Origin of the sequence: Halioxenophilus aromaticivorans, assembly GCF_042850945.1 — a bacterium.
In the GTDB taxonomy this organism is placed as follows: Bacteria; Pseudomonadota; Gammaproteobacteria; order Pseudomonadales; family Cellvibrionaceae; genus Halioxenophilus; species Halioxenophilus aromaticivorans.
On the sequence record NZ_AP031496.1, the window covers coordinates 1814507 to 1829552 of the forward strand.

Below are 15046 nucleotides of genomic sequence, written 5' to 3' on the forward strand. Positions count from 1 at the left end.
GTTAATGGCAATTTTAAGTAAAAGAACAATCTACCAGAAGGATCTGGCTATTATGCCGGAACGGTTGCCAGGTAACTTTGTTTTGCTGCTAGTTTTTTTATTGTTGTCTCCGTTTGCAAGTGCGCAAGAAACCATCTGTGCGCAAGTTAAAATTGAAATTAAGCAAGAGTTGACCTTAGAACGCCAGGCGTTTGATGCCAATATGGTAATCACCAATGGCTTAACTGGCGTAAATATTGAAAATGTTGATATTGATGTACTTTTTGAAGATGAGGAAGGTATAAGCGTTTTAGCTTCATCTGACCCCAATAATAGCTCTGCTAGCTTTTTTATCCGTGTTGATAGTATGGATGGCATTAATGATGTTGACGGTGGCGGGGTAGTTGAAGGCAATTCCACCGCCGATATTCATTGGCTGATTATACCTGCCCCCGGTTCGGGTGGGGTGGTACCCTCCGGTAAGCTCTATTATGTTGGCGCTCGGCTTAGTTACACAATAGAAGGCGAAGAAACCACCATGGAGGTGTCGCCCGATTTTATCTACGTTAAGCCCCTACCAGAACTTACCCTAGATTATTTCCTGCCCCGTGATGTGTTTGCTGATGATGCTTTCACACAAGAGGTTGAGCCGTCGATTCCCTTTACTTTGGGCGTGCGTATCAACAACACCGGTGATGGCGCTGGCCAGTCAATTAAAATCGAATCTGCGCAACCAGAAATCGTTGAAAACGAGCAGGGGCTATTAATTGACTTTAAAATTATCAGTTCTAATGTTCAAGGGGAGCCCCAAGCGCCGTCCCTGCAAATTGATTTTGGAGAGATACCGTCTGGCTCAGCTAAAATGGGGCGTTGGCAAATGACCACGACGCTTTCTGGTAAGTTTGTGGCGTTCGACGCGGAATTTACCCACAGTGATGAGCTTGGTGGCCAATTAACTTCGGTTATTGACCAAGTAGTAACCCATACTTTGGTGCAAGACGTTTTAGTGGACTTGCCGGGGCGGGATTCTGTGCGGGATTTTCTCGCTGCAGATGGCGTTATGCGAGTGTATGAATCCAATGGTACAGATACGGTAGTTAGCGATATTTCCGCCGTTGCTATTCTTGGACCGGCGGCGTTTTCCGGTGCCGTAGCTCGGCATACCATAACTACACCGCAAGCTGCTGGTTTTACTTATCTGAAAGTACCAGACCCCCATGCAGGTACCAAAGAAGTCACCCGGGTGATCCGATCGGATGGCAAAGTACTACCTGCGGCCAATGCCTGGGCATCTAAAGAGCGAAAAGCGAACCCGCAAGCCGGTTGGGACTACTATCTTAATGTATTCGATGTCAGCTCTACGGGTAGCTATAGCGTGATAATGGACGCGCCGGTGATTCCACAGTTACCGCCGGTAATGCAATTTATCCCGAATCGTGTGGTTGGTGAGCTGTCTCAGGTTTCATTTCTGGTTGAAGCCAGTGACCCTAATGGCACCGTACCGTCTTTATCCTCGAGCTCTTTACCGAATGGCGCTATTTTTGCGGATCAAGGTAACGGTATTGGTGTTTTTGATTGGACTCCAGGCTTGGGCACCAGTGGTAACTACCCAATTATTTTTACCGCCAGCGACGGTGCACTAAGCACGTCTCAATATAGCCAAATCACCGTGCAAGGCTCGGTAGACGCAGACACGGATGGTGATGGTCTACCAGACCAGTGGGAGTTAGATAACTTTGGTGACTTAAGCCGAGACGGCTCTGGCGACTATGATGCCGACGGCATTTCAGATTACCAAGAATACCTTAATGGCTCAGACCCCTTAGGTTTGGATGGCCCAAGCACACCAGTTATTGCTTTCCCCGCATCGAATGAAACACTCTTAAGTACGCCATTCTCCTTAACCGTAGAAAATAGCTCTCATCCAAATCCGGAAGAGGACATTACCTACGATTTTGAAATCTATAGCGACCACAAGCTGTCGCAGCTACTAGCCAGTCAACATTCAGTTATAGAGCAGCTCGGAACCACCAGCTGGTTGGTATCGGGAGCGGCCGTATTAGATAGCCTTCCGGAGGATACGCAATTGGTTTGGCGGGTACGTGCGTACGATGGCGTGTTGGCGAGCCCATGGGTCTATGGCTCGTTTACCATTAATACCGTAGATGACCCAACCATAGCTCCAGTTTTGACCTACCCAGGCATAGGTAATGAAGTAGATACGTTGCAGCCTCAGTTTGAAGTTATTAATGGCTTTGCGCCGGATAAACCTTATAACGCCAATTTGCAGTATGTTTTTGAAATTTCAGAAAACGATGCATTTACATCCTTGATAGAAAGTTCTGAAGCGGTGTTAGCCAGTGAGACCGGCGTAACGCGTTGGCAGCCCGAAAACGAACTGGTAGATGGGGCTACGTATCATTGGCGAGTTCGATTTACCGAATACGATAACTCAGGTCAAACATCAGAGCAGGTCACCTCACCCGTTGCTTTTACCGTGGATACCACCAATAGCCGCCCAGCTTTACCGGTTGTTATTGCGCCATCGACCGGTGCGGAAATTGGTGTGGGTGGTACTTACTATTTACGGGTTGGCTCTGAATTGGTTGACCAGGATGGCGACACCACGCTGTATGTATTTGAATTGGATACAGTGCGCACCTTTGATTCGCCAAGCTTAATGACATCGCCAGCTATTACACCCTCTAACCCAGACAGTGTCACTTGGGAATTATCTGGGTTGGAAGATAACACCCGCTATTACTGGCGAGTACAGGCGTTGGATGCCGATGGCGCCACGCCCTGGGTTTATAGTAGCTTTATGATTAATTCCCAGAATGATCCACCGTTGGAACCACCGGTTTGTAACCCGGGTAGTAAAGCGTGGCTACAGTCTTTGAGGCCAGTACTGAAAGTTAGCGACCTGCCCGACCTAGACCAAGACGCGAAAACCTATGAATTTGAATTAGTGGAAGTCATCACCGGTGACTTGGTGGGCGAGTATCAAGGCGACCAGGCTTTCTGGCGCATGGCAGATGGACAGTTAAGCGACCATCATTGGTATGAGTGGCGCGCGCGTGCCGTAGATGACAGTGGTTTAGCGGGTGACTGGTCCGCCAATAGGACTTTCTACATAAACACCTATAATGAATTGGTTTACATTCCATCGATAGAATTACTGTCGCCTTCAGTGGACATGCGTAATCCCGAGAGTGACGTTGTTATCAGTTGGATAGATCGGGACGATGATTCCAACGCTAATATCAGTTTATTTTATGATACGAACAATGTCGGCCAAGACGGTACGCTAATTGCCGCAGACTTGTCGGAAGATGAAGACGGTAGTGATGGATATTTCTCTTGGGATACCAGTGGTTTGCCGTTTGGTAGTTATTTTGTATATGGCGTTATTTCCGATGGTAGCGATAGTGCCCATTCTTACGCGCCTGCAAAAATTACGATTGAAGAGCAGAGCGATGGATCCGGTGGCACAGGTAACGATACCGGCATAATTGGCGACTTTGCATGGCACGATTTAGACGCTGATGGGTGGCAAGATGCGGGCGAGCCCGGCCTTGGCGGAGTAACTGTAACGCTTTGGTTGAATTGCGACAGCAGTAATACTTTAACAACAGCCACGGATAGTGGTGGCTCGTACAGTTTTGAAAATTTAGCCGCGGGAAATTATCAACTGGCATTTGATCTGCCAGCAGGCTTTGAGTTTAGCCCCGCTAATGCGACCGGGACGGAGAATAACGACAGCAACCCCGACCCTCTCACAGGGCTAACCGGCTGCCTTACACTTGCCGCTGGGCAAGTACTTGATTCAGTAGACGCCGGGTTTGTTGAGCCAGGCGGTGGCAGTACATCAGAGGAATTACAACTCGTGCAGCTTGTTTTCAATCGCAATGCGGAATCTCTATGGTTGAGAGCTTCCTCTGATGCTGTTCCAGAGGGTAGTTCTGAGATTACAGCAACGGCTGTATTTGATGGGCAGGAAGTCGTGTTAGGTATTCTAGGTTGGAAAGCGGATAAAGGTTTCTATCAACAAAACTTTATGAATATCACTTGTCGACCAGATTCTATAATTTTAACCAGCGCTTCAGGAACCCAAATTACTGAACCAGTGGTAGGCTATGGCGGCGATGAAACCTGTTCGGATACCGAAACGCTTGAACTCTCTAATGCGATTTACTTTGATGCGAGTAACAAATTGTGGGTTAGAGCTACTTCCGACGCCTTGCCCGAGGGTAGCTCAAATATTACTGCGATTGCTGTACTACAGGGGCATGAAGTTGTGCTTGGTAATGTTGGTTGGAAAGCTAATAAAGGCGCATACCAACAGAACTTCTCCGGTATTTCCTGCAAACCAGACTCCTTAATATTGATTAGTGACTCTGGAGCTCAAACAACCGGGCCTGTGTCTGGAGGTGGTGGCAGCCAAAACTGTGGATCCACCGAAACGCTAGAAATTACAAATGCCATTTACTTCACTAGCACTAATAGACTGTGGATTAAGGCGTCTTCTGATGCTACACCGGATGGATCTTCTATGATCAGTGCTACAGTTGTATCAAACGGTGTGGAGAGCAATTTGGGAACAGTCGGCTGGAAATCAAACCGGAGTGCTTATCAGCAAGTGTTTAGAAACATTAATCAAATCCCACAAAGCGTCGTTATTAAAAGTGATTCCGGTGCAACGGCCACGTCATCGGTGCGTATTAGAAATTAATTGGCAGCGCTGCCGCCTGCTTTTTAACTATGGTGTATGTTAAAGGGGTAGGGGGTAGCCGCCAGGGTAAGGCCATGTTTTTTCTGGCGGTGGCGGTGGCGGTGGCGGTATGTATTTATGGCCGGTGGAATTACGTGGTAGACGTAAATGCTCTGAGCAAGTGGAGCGTTTGCCAAACTTATGTTCCAAAGCTATTTATAGTCTTGTCACTTCCTGCCGGTCTTGGTTTTCTTTTTACCGGCTTTAGCCGCGTCTTTTTTATCGCCACCAGCGTTGGTATCCAGCTCCAGTTGTTCTTCCAACCACATCACCGTCTCTAGGTAACTCACAAACCGGTTTAAATAGGGCAGGGATAGGTCGCGCATGTTGGTGAGCGATTTTATGGCCAACATATGGGGGTTGAGTGGCCCTGGGTTTTCTGGCCGGGTAATTACTGCTCGGTTCACCATGGATTCCGTTTTTTGTTGCGCCGCCAATTGCCGATAGCGGCGTACGGCTTTGAGCTCTTGCCGGTGGCGTTGCGGGTGGTCATTGCCAATGGGCAATTCCATTTGGTCGGCCCGTTGTGCGGCGTGTTCCATGGCCAGCATTTCGTCGTCCAGGGCTTGGGCGCTATCTACTGGTAGTTCATCTAGGGCAGGTGCCGATAGTTCATGGCGCAGGGTGCGCACGCTGTGCCGCGCCTTTTGTTGGCGGGTATGGGCGGCCAGTTGGGTATTGAGCTGCCGGGTGAGTTCGTTGTAATTGCCCGCCGGGGGTTCGTCTTCTATCGTGTCCGCGATATTGGTCGCATTGTTGCTGTTGCTGTTGCTGTTATTGGTATCGGCTGTGGTGCCGTGCAGCGCTTGGCGTGTGTCCTGGTAGCGAGTTTGTGCCTGGTTTAATTGTTGTTGGTACTGTTCAATTAACACGCTAAGCCGCTGGGCCAGGGCTTTTTGCACTCCGGGGGCACTTTGTTCGGCGCGCTGGTATAGACGCTCTAGGCGAAAAAAGCTCGCCGGTTGAAATCGGTCTTCGTGGCGCTGGCGCATGGCGCTTAGCTGCGTGGCAACGTCGGTAAGGGGGCCGGCTTGGAACAGCGTATCCGTGGGCTGCATGGGGCTTATTCTGCCTCGGTGTTGTTGATGGCTGCTTCGCTATCGCCATTGCTAGCGTCAGTGCTTGGATCCGTACCTAGGTCAGTACTTGGGTCAGCACTTGGGGCAGGGAAATCGACCTGGGTATCAGAAGTCGTCTGAGTTTCTGCATCTGGTGTTTTTTCGCTACTAATGCGTGGCACCGGCGAGATCTCAACCCGGCGATTTTGCGCCCGGCCTTCGGCTTTTTCGTTGCTGGCCACGGGCTGTTGTTCGCCAAAGGCGGCAGCAAAAATGCGGTTGGCGGGCAGACCGGCCTCAATCATTAAACGGGTTACCGTGAGGGCTCGCTCGGAAGATAACTGCCAGTTGTCGGCAAAGTGTAGGTTACCGGCTTGGATGGGGCGGCTATCGGTAAATCCACTGACCATCAGCAGTTGGTCTTGCTCGCTTAAATACAAATTCAGCGGTGTGATCAACGAGCGCAGTAAGGCCTCGCCCTCGGGCTGCAATTCCGATGAATTAATATCAAACAAAACTGCACCGCTGATGCCGATGCGGCCATCTTCAAAGGTGATGCGGCCGCTGGCCAGTGGGTCGGCCAGGGCTTGTTCCAATTGCACTCGGCGGGTCTGCTCGGTTTGGCGTTTTTCGGTTTCCTCTTTTAGCGTTTGCGCCAGCTGTAACTGAAAGCCCAGCACCCACACCAATAAAATGACAAACACGCCTACCAGGCCAGACATTAAATCGCCAAATACCGGCCATACGGGACTTTGCAGCGAGTCTTCTTCGAATTCCTGCATATTCATGGGTTACCCCGCATTGACGGTCTCACGACCGAGCCGGCGCAATTGTTCAATCATCTCTTGTTGCGACGACAAACTGTGGTCGATGATTTCTCGTGCCTGGGCAACGTAGTAGCCCATTTGCTCATCGCTGCGGTCGTTCATGGCGGCAATTTGAGCTTCTAAACTGCCAAAGTGTTCCAGCAGTTGGCTGTTGGCCGATTGGTAATCCTGCACCGCCTGGCCGAAGGTTTCCGCCAGGGTGGCCATGTCGATACTGCTGGCGGCAACCTGGTCTATACCGGTGGCCAGTTTATCGATATCGGTGTCGATCTTAGCGCTAAACCGTTCGCTCACTTCGGCCAACATAGTACTGGAGGCTTCTGTCATGCTCATAATGGCGTCGCGCTGTTCGGTGGTGGCGCTGGCCAGTGAGGTGGCCAATTGATCCAACTGCTCCATAATGGATTGGCGCTCTTGCAGCATTTGATTGTCGCGTTCCAGGGCTGAGGTCATTTCCTGGCGCAATTGCGACAGAACCTCCGCTGCAGCTTTGGGCGATTCGGCGGCGGTTTGCATTAATTCAGACATGGGCGTTTGTAATGCTTCGGTGAGCCGTTCCAGCTGCTCACTCATGCTGGCTTGCAGTTGCTCAAAGCCGGCGATGGCGGCTTGGTTGCGCTGTTGCTCAGCTTGCTGCAGTTGGCCTAATTCGGATTTGGCCGCAGCGATAAACGACTCTGCCTGTTTTTGCTGTTGCTCGTACCACTGCGATTCCTGGCTGCGGCGCTCATCCAATAGGGCTTCGCCACCGCTGACCACCGAGGCGATGCTGTCGGCCAGAGTTTGCTGGCGCAGGTTGAGGTCATCGGCGTGTTGTTGGTGGCGGGCGATTAAGTCATTAAATTGTGTTTGGTTGCCGGCGCCGATAGCATCCAATCGAGCTTGGTCGGCGTCGCTCTGTTGTTGCAGCCAAGCTTTTAAAGTTTGGCCTAATTCGTTTTGCGTTTGAATTAAATTGTTGCGCACGTGCTGTTGTAATTCTTGCGCCCACTCGCCTTGTTTTTTCAGTAATTGGTTGTGGCCTTCCTGCTGTACCAAAATCTCTTCGTACACTTGGAGGGTGTTGTCTTCCAACAATTGGCGGCGTTCTTGCTCGTGCAGTTTTTGCTCTTGCAGCCAAGTTTGTAAGGTCTCACCAATAATTTTCTGAGCGTCTACAACACTTTGGTCAAACTGGTTGCGCAGTTGATGTTGTAATTCCTGCTGCGCTTGTTGTAGCGTTTGTTGCCACTGGCCTTGTTGTTTTTGTTGGCCAAGAATTTCATCAAACACTTGTTGGTTGGTATCGCTAATGGTTTGTTGGCGTTTTAATTCGTTAGCTTCTTGCAGCGCTAACCACTGGCCAAGTGTGGCGCTAATTTCGGTTTTGGTTTGTTCGATACTGCTGGCAAATTCCTGTTGCAGGGTTTCTGCCCAGTGGTTTTGTTGTGCCAGCAATGCTTTGTATTGGCTTTGATTTGCGGCTATGTCGGCCAGCCATTGCTGGTTGCTGGCGTTGACGTGCTCTCTACGAGCTTGTTCATCCTGCTGTTGTTGTTCTAACCAGTGGCGCAGGGTTTGGCCAAATTCTGTTTGCGACTGGCTGAATTGTTCGGAAATTTCTTCCTGTAAAGACGTGGCCCAGATTTTTTGTTGTTGTAGCAGTGCGTGATACTGCTTTTGGCCTTCGGCGATATCGGCCAGCCATTGTTGGTTGGTGGCGTTAATGTGTTCGCGTCGTTGTTGTTCATCGTCTTGCTGTTGTTGCAGCCACTGTTGCAGATGTTCGCCAATCGCCCGCTGGGATTGCTCCACGCCATTGCCAATGTCCTGTTGAATACGCTCAGCCCAGGATTTTTGCGCTTCAATTAAAGCGCGCTGTAACACGTGCTGCTCTTCAATACCGCTGCGCCACTGGTTTTGCAGATCGGCGCTGTTGTCTCTTAATGCCGCCATTTGTGTGGCTAGGTGTTCGCGGTTGGTTTGCTGCCATTGTTCGTGGGCGGCGGCAATTTGGTTTTGCCCTTGGCTTAATACCCGCTCCACAACAGGCTCTACTAAAGCACTCATCTGCTGGGTGGTGGTTTCCAGTTCGTGCTGTAGGGTGGTTTGCAGTTTGGAGGTCATATCGGTGACCGAGCTGGCGGTGTCGGCCAGGGCTTCTTTTTGTTGCTGGGTTAGCGTGTCGCACACATTTTTACCCAACGTTTCTATGTTGTTGGCCAGTTGGCTCAGCTGTTCTACCAGGTTGGGCCAGTGGTCTGCTTGCTGTTGCAGAGCGGCGTAGGTGCGCTGGCGCTCGCTGTTTATGGATACAGCGGCGAAGGTCGAAGGAATGACGGCTTCGAGTTTGCGCCAGGCGTGTAGCCGATCGCGTCGGCTAAGGGTACTGATTAAACCCAAGGCGGCGGAGGCGCTGACCCCGGCCACGGATGTGCCAAAGGCCATGCCAAGGCCTTTCATGGGGGCGGCAAGGCCGGAGCGGATGGCTTCCAACTCGGTGTTGCTTTCCAAGGCAATCACTGCGCCCTTGAGGGTGCCCACCATTCCGATGAAGGTCCCTATCAGTCCCAATAATACCAGCAGACCAATAAGGTAGGGCGTCATGATGGGGGTGGGGATGGCGCTGCGATCCTGGGTGATACGCTGTTGCACGGGTAGCTGTAGCGCCGGTGCAATTGCGCCCAGCCAAGTCGGTAGATCCTGTACGGGGCTGGTTTCTTGGTCCAGGGCGCGGTGCAGGCTATAACTTTCCTTTTGATAGCGAATCAGCTCGGAAAAGCCCAACACATAAACGCCGGCAATGGCACAGGTGATGATCAGCGCAAGCAGGTTGGTGCCCATAAAGGCGGTGCCCATCCACACGACGATGACAGCGCCGATAATAAAACTGAGCCAGGAAAGGGATTTGGTCATGGTGCGAATCCTATATTCGACTCTCGCGCTTCAATAAGTCCGATCACAGGTTGTAGACGAATATCGAGTTCCGCCAACAAAATCTGTTTTAAGTCGTTTAAAAAAAGTAGAAACCAAGCGGGGTGGTCGGCGGGGTTAGCCGTTGCTTGCGCCGAGCGATGATCAAAGTGCCAAACCAAGTGTTTGGCAATCATCAGCGGCACGGTACCAAACGCTCGTCGGGTTTGCTTGGCCATAATTTCAAACAGTGAGCGATCCAGGGTGGCCAGTTGGGCCATCTCCGCCGACGACTGCATCAGAACATCGCGCACCTGGCGCTGAAAGCCGGATATATGATGTTCCATTTCGCTTTGTTGCAACGCGTAAAAGCGGGCAAAGGGCTGCACAGCATTAAGAATGTCGGTTTCGTAATCGCTTTTTAGTTTGGGTAATGGCATGGCATCGGCGGATTTTACGGGGTCACAGCTGGTTACTAAATCGGCAACCCAGAGTTCGCGCAAATGCAGCAGTTTTTCTCTCAGTTGATCCCGTGGCACGCTGTTGTCTCCGCCTCGCACCCGTTTTAAACCACCCAGGGTGGTAGACAGGCTAACGGACAGAGACAAGTCGATAAGCCGGCCCAGTTTTTCTGCCACGTTGTAAGCGGTGACTGGGCGATTAGATAGGTGCAGTTGCTGCAACAGCTGTATGAGCCGAGATACGTGCAAAGGCCCGCTAGTGAACTGTTTTACGTCTGCCATGGTTATTTTTGGTTGACATTTTTAAATTGTGAGAAGCCGGGCAGACTGGAAGGCCACGGGATCGAAGGGGGCTAATTATGGCCATTTGATGACAGGTTGCAACCGTTATATGAGCGGATTGTGAAAGGGGTTATTAGCACCGGTTTGAGTGGGTTTTTGAGGTTTATTTAGGGCTTTGCGGCGGCTTGGAATCGAGCAGAAAACACTGCGGTCAAGCTGACGGCTAACGCGATGATGGTGGCAGCTATGGCCAGACAAATCAGGATACGCTCGGGCTGCATTAACACGCTTAAAAACGCGCTGGAAACGACTAACCACAACAGCGGTATAACCGAGGTTATCGCCAAGCCCCAGACCAAACCGGCTGTAACGGTGTTGCGGCTCGCCAGAAGAATCATAAATCCCAGTGTGAACACGGCTGTGGCATCGGGGAATAGGCCGAAGCGTTCGGTTTGCTGCCAGGTACGGCCGAGAATCCACCCCGCCAGGGGCCAGCAGGCTGCCGCCAGCATTAAACCCATTGCTATGGTGCGCAGCGCGATGTTTGGCCTGTTCGATGCCGGTGCAGCGGTGGAGGACAAAGCCCGTGGCACGACTGCGGCCAAGAGTAGAAACGCTTGGGCATAAAAGCCCCAAGCCAGATAGCCCGCGGCCCAATTCAGCTGACTATAGAAGGTAGCGAAGTAGATATAACCGCAGCTCACCCAGCTGGCCGCCAGTGTTAGCGCCAATAAGACCGTCGATAGCGTTGAAAACCGGCGCTGCCATTTGTGTTGCCAGGCTGCGGCCAGCAGCAACCAGGGTGCAAAGAGAGCCAAAGTGCGCCACAGCCCAGCCGCTTCATTGATTTGTGCCGCCAGGCGCCGATAGGTCTCCGCCGTGTAGGGCACAAAGTCGGCGATGGAGTAGGTCAGCCAGTCCACGCGGGCGGCCTTACAACGTACCGACGTAGTCTGCCAGTCGACGGCGCTCTTTGGCGCTCAGTAGCGTGTGCCGCCCAGCCTGCATGTTCTCGCGCATGTGGGCAACCTGGGAGGTGGCAGGGATTGCGCAGGTAACCGCCGGGTGGGATACCACAAAACCCAGTAACAGATCGGCCCAGGTTTGGTAGCCATGTTCTTGCTGGGCCCACTGGGGTACCGCAGCCTTGTGTTTAAGCGGCTTTATTAAATGGCCGCCGTCGTAGGGGCGGTTGGCAATGACGGCGATGTTTTTCTCGCGGGCCAGTGGCAGTAGCCGCTGCTCCACGTCTCGGTGGCTGATGTTGTAGGTGAGCTGGACAAAATCCAAGGCGTGGTTGGCCATGATGTTTTCCAGTTCTTTGTGGCGTCGGCCGTGGGAGGTGGTTACACCGATATAGTCTACCAAGCCCGCTTGTTTCATAGCGCTTAGGTGCTCCAGGTGAGGTTGCCAAGCCATCAGATTGTGGATTTGCATTAACTCCATGTGATCACGGCCCCAGCGGCGCGCTTGTTGATCGTATTCCTGTTGGGTGGCGTCGCCGTCGCGGGACCATATTTTGTCGGCGGCGAACACATTGTGCTGAGGACCTAGCTGGGCCAATGCCCGGCCCACGGTGGTTGCTGAAGAGCCGTACATGGGTGAGCTGTCGATGAGCTGGCCGCCCATGTCGATAAAAGTACTGACGATTTCGGTGCAACGTTTTTGCAGCTGAGGGTCATCACCGATATTGAACGTCTGCCAGGTGCCCATGCCGATCACCGGAATGGCTGGTTTGCCCGGGCTAATCGGTTTGGTTTGCAACCCGGTGTCAACTGCGAAACTCCTCGAGGGTAGTGCCAGGGCGGCCGCTGCGCAGGCGCCTGTGTATAAAAACTGCCGGCGATTCATAGCCATGGAAACTCCTGGGCGTTTAATTGAGAAAGCGAGGCAATGGCACTGGTTTGCACACACCGAGATATGGCCGTGGCATCTAGCCCTAAGCACTATTTGCCTAGGTATGGTCTATTTACCTAAGCCCAGTCTACCGCTTGCCAAAGTACTGCGGCTTGGCCAGTACAAGGTAAAGCAGAGCCACAAATGCGGCCAGTACGAACACCTTGTTAATAAACCAGTTGGTGCGCCAAATGGTCCACTCTGGGTCAGACAAGAAGCGGGCGAAAAAGGTCACAATGATGATGATCTCTACCACCGACATGGCCGCCGCCAAACGCCGCTGATAGGGCGCTTGCCGGATCAGTGCCCAGGCCAGCCAAAGGTGCGCCAATGGCCATAAATCCCAATAAATATGGCTGGCTAGAGGCAGGCCATAGGCGGCGCTGTAAATCAGTGGGAACAGGTATTTGATAAACACCGACCACAGCGCCAAAAACACAAAGCAGTGGCCCAGGGCAATGACCCAGGCATGGTTGGTGGAATGGCGGTATTGGTGCGGCGGTGTCGTCACGTTAAACCCAGGGGCGGCGTCAGTAGCAGGGGCTATCAGTGTGCCAGATTAACGTGCGGGTGACATTGGTGGTATTCCCCTTTGTGGAATTGTTTGTCTTGGCGTTGCCGGCCAAAAGCGGCGGGCGCAATCCAGCAATAATCCGTGTGAATTTGCACATTTCGGCCCTAGTCGCTTTAGGCGTCAATGGGTATACTCTGTCACGTATTTTTTGTGACCTATGCACGGTTTATTACGACATTGGCGCTGTTCATCCGAAGGCTTTATGGCAAGGGACGGTCTAACGACATTCGGGCTCGTATTTTTGAAGGGGATTTATAATGAGAAATGCTGGTACACGAGCATTGGTCATGGGTTGTTTTTGGGTTTTGGCGACGTCTGTTGCCCAGGCTGCAACCGCGGAGTTGGCGTTGGATAACGACCGCTCAAGCTTAGCATTTACCACCACTAAAAATGGCACGGTAACCGAGGTACATAACTTCGGTCAGTTGGACGGCAGCGTCACCGGCGAAGGCATAGCCACGGTGGCAGTGGATTTAGTCAGTGTCGCTACCGGCATCGATTTGCGCGACGAGCGTATGCGTGAATTTTTGTTCCAAACTACCGATTTTGGTAAAGCGGTGTTTACCGCAGATGTGAGCAACATTTTGCTTTCGGTGAAAAAGTCGTCGTCTAAAACCTATGAAATTCCCGGTAAGCTGAGCCTGCATGGTAAGACCCAAAACGTCACTGCCAATGTGCTGGTTACGCGCGGCAAAAAAATGTGGGTTATCAGTACCACGCAACCCATCCTGATTAAGGCGGATGACTTTGAGTTGGGCGCGGGCGTTGAAAAACTGCGCGAACTGGCGGGCTTAACCACTATTTCTAAACTGGTACCGGTAAGCTTTGTATTGACGTTTACCGAGTAATTTCTAGCCCCGGTTTAGCGGGGCTACATCAGGGGCCTCTGTGGTTTGTGGCCCTTGGGTTCGAGTGGTCCTGTGCTATAAGAATCTTAAAGTTCGGTGAGTTCAGCCAAGGCTTTTTTGGCCTGGGTGATGATGCTGACATCCGGAGCAAAGTCGTCGGTGATCATACGGGTAATTGCAGGGATATTGGTCAGCTCCGGTAGGCCCCGCATGCGGTTGTGCAGCATACGCACATGCACGTTGGTCACCACCATCAATTCGCCGTAGTCCGGGCTTTCACCTCCAGCGCAGTAACTCCAATCGGCACCGTATTCCAGCGCCTCTAATACCTCACTGGGCATGTTCCAGTCTTGAATCAACTTGCGGCTGATCTGCACGGAAATAGAGTCGGCTATCTGTTGGATCTTTTCCATTTCATCGGCGTCGACCTCGGCCTCAGCGGCGTATTGGTAGGCCACAATATCGCCTACCCTAAACAGTAAACCACACAAAAACGCGACATCCGGATTGAGCCGGCCGCTGCCATAGCGCGCCAGTGTCTGGGCCATAGCGCCGCGCTCTAGGGACTGCTGCCAAGCGCGTGTAAACAGCTCGCGCAGGCTGGGCATGGGGGTGTCGAACAGTTCGCGGGTGGCGTAGTAGTAGACCAGCTGCTGGGTGGTGTTGCGGCCCAGCCGGGCAATGGCATCTTGCAGGGTTTTAGTGGGGTTGGCGCCACGGTACAAGGGGCTATTGGAAGCCGCCAGTAGCTTGGCTGAGATGGCGGTATCGCTGGCGATGATTTTGGTAATGGCGGCGGTGGAATTTTCGGAATCTTGGCAAGCCTGGCGCACCCGCTCGGCCACTTCCGGCAGGCTGGGTAGGGTGAGGGTGCCGTTACCGATCTCCTGGGTGATTTTATCCAGCAAGCTCTCTTGGTCCAGCTCGCCAATTACCACCAGTTCTTCTTGGCCCCAGCTGCTGTTACCGGAGGCCTGTTTGAAAGCCAGCTCCAACACATGGTGCGGCAGGCGTACAACGGTGGCTTTTTTGGAGCGGATTTCCGCCGAAAACTTGCGCGGCCGCAGGTAGGCAATGGGGTTTTTGGATTTGGGGGAATCAGACTCTAGCTTGGTTTCGCGCTTGTCGCTGGCCACCAATGCCATTTCGCCCTCAAGTAAAAAGTAATCCCACTCGTCGTTTTGGCCCACGTCAAACAGGTGGTCGCCGGTGTTAAACTCGACCAATTCGGCAAAATTGAACGCAAGGATGTTAGTGGTCTCTGGCGCGTTAACAAACGGTATCAGGCTCGCGAGTTGCTCAGACGTAGTACTGCCCAGGCTTCTGGCAGAAGCCGCAGTGGCTTTTTTGTCTTTGTGAAAGAGCCGGTTAAACATGCATGGACCTACATCATCAGTAAAGCCTAATTATAGTTCATTGTGAAAAAAACACTCGATGATTACGTCACCTTATGCCAGC

11 protein-coding genes are annotated in these 15046 nt (G+C 52.1%); 3 read left to right on the plus strand and 8 right to left on the minus strand.

Annotated elements, in window-relative coordinates; genetic code table 11:
* Positions 1–4: 4 nt before the first annotated feature.
* The gene (locus tag ACGHM3_RS07840; protein ID WP_345417834.1) at positions 5–4711 is read left to right on the plus strand and encodes an SdrD B-like domain-containing protein; all 4707 of its coding nucleotides are present in this window, start codon (positions 5–7) and stop codon (positions 4709–4711) included.
* 206 nt (positions 4712–4917) lie between these two features.
* On the opposite strand, the gene ACGHM3_RS07845 is transcribed toward ACGHM3_RS07840, so the two are convergent.
* The 7 genes from ACGHM3_RS07845 to ACGHM3_RS07875 all read right to left on the minus strand — a co-directional run bounded on the left by ACGHM3_RS07845 (position 4918) and on the right by ACGHM3_RS07875 (position 12677).
* Complete coding sequence (locus ACGHM3_RS07845; RefSeq protein WP_345417837.1) at positions 4918–5808, minus strand: DUF2894 domain-containing protein; 891 nt, start codon at positions 5806–5808, stop codon at positions 4918–4920.
* Positions 5809–5813: 5 nt separating this feature from the next.
* Positions 5814–6596, minus strand: a complete 783-nt coding sequence (locus ACGHM3_RS07850) for an OmpA family protein (protein ID WP_345417840.1) — start codon at positions 6594–6596, stop codon at positions 5814–5816.
* Between the two features lie 3 nt (positions 6597–6599).
* On the minus strand, positions 6600–9530 hold the full coding sequence (locus tag ACGHM3_RS07855; RefSeq protein WP_345417843.1) for a hypothetical protein: 2931 nt from the start codon (positions 9528–9530) through the stop codon (positions 6600–6602).
* Positions 9527–10270 carry a DUF3348 family protein gene (locus ACGHM3_RS07860; RefSeq protein WP_345417846.1) on the minus strand — a complete coding sequence of 248 codons (744 nt, stop codon included), beginning with the start codon at positions 10268–10270 and terminating at the stop codon, positions 9527–9529. The genes ACGHM3_RS07855 and ACGHM3_RS07860 overlap by 4 nt, the downstream gene beginning before the upstream one ends.
* Before the next feature lie 167 nt (positions 10271–10437).
* The gene (locus ACGHM3_RS07865; RefSeq protein WP_345417849.1) at positions 10438–11193 is read right to left on the minus strand and encodes a hypothetical protein; all 756 of its coding nucleotides are present in this window, start codon (positions 11191–11193) and stop codon (positions 10438–10440) included.
* 10 nt (positions 11194–11203) lie between these two features.
* A complete protein-coding gene (locus ACGHM3_RS07870; protein WP_345417852.1) occupies positions 11204–12127 on the minus strand; it encodes an aldo/keto reductase in 924 nt (307 codons plus the stop codon).
* Between the two features lie 127 nt (positions 12128–12254).
* Positions 12255–12677 carry a hypothetical protein gene (locus ACGHM3_RS07875; protein ID WP_345417855.1) on the minus strand — a complete coding sequence of 141 codons (423 nt, stop codon included), beginning with the start codon at positions 12675–12677 and terminating at the stop codon, positions 12255–12257.
* 38 nt (positions 12678–12715) lie between these two features.
* Here ACGHM3_RS07875 and ACGHM3_RS07880 point away from each other — a divergent pair, with 38 nt between their 5' ends.
* Together ACGHM3_RS07880 and ACGHM3_RS07885 are read left to right on the plus strand one after the other, a co-directional pair.
* On the plus strand, positions 12716–12961 hold the full coding sequence (locus ACGHM3_RS07880) for a hypothetical protein (RefSeq protein ID WP_390517917.1): 246 nt from the start codon (positions 12716–12718) through the stop codon (positions 12959–12961).
* A gap of 36 nt (positions 12962–12997) precedes the next feature.
* On the plus strand, positions 12998–13588 hold the full coding sequence (locus tag ACGHM3_RS07885) for a YceI family protein (protein ID WP_345417858.1): 591 nt from the start codon (positions 12998–13000) through the stop codon (positions 13586–13588).
* Between the two features lie 86 nt (positions 13589–13674).
* Here the strand turns inward: ACGHM3_RS07885 and ACGHM3_RS07890 are convergent, their stop codons facing one another.
* Positions 13675–14964: an HDOD domain-containing protein gene (locus tag ACGHM3_RS07890; protein ID WP_345417861.1), complete on the minus strand. Its 1290-nt coding sequence runs from the start codon at positions 14962–14964 to the stop codon at positions 13675–13677.
* Positions 14965–15046 lie beyond the last annotated feature (82 nt).